Below are 322 nucleotides of genomic sequence, written 5' to 3'. Positions count from 1 at the left end.
GAACGACCATCTCACCACGCCAGTGACGCTCTCTGTTCATGACGATGAGAGCGTCCTGTTGGACGCCGTCAAGACGTTCGTCGATACCACGATCGCACAGCGAGATGTCAAACTCGTAGCGTATAATGGGGAAACCTGGAAAGGCGGATTCGATCTGCCATTCCTTCGAACGCGGTTAAGCCATCACGAACGCGAGTGGCCGTTCGCCGAGCTACCGTACATCGACGTGATGGAGGTCTTCTCCTCACGGTTCAATACGAGCGAGAACAGCCTCACTGGAGTGTATGGTGAGCTCGTGGCTTCCGGCCACGGCACAGTCGAT

1 pseudogene is annotated in these 322 nt (G+C 56.2%); it reads left to right on the top strand.

The annotated features are described in order from the left end of the window. Window positions 1-322, top strand: a pseudogene (locus EXE42_RS16250) (ribonuclease H-like domain-containing protein); the annotation flags it as partial.

Source organism: Halorubrum sp. SP3, assembly GCF_005435195.1.
Taxonomy (GTDB): domain Archaea; phylum Halobacteriota; class Halobacteria; order Halobacteriales; family Haloferacaceae; genus Halorubrum; species Halorubrum sodomense.
This window is presented reverse-complemented; position numbering and strand designations above follow the sequence as displayed.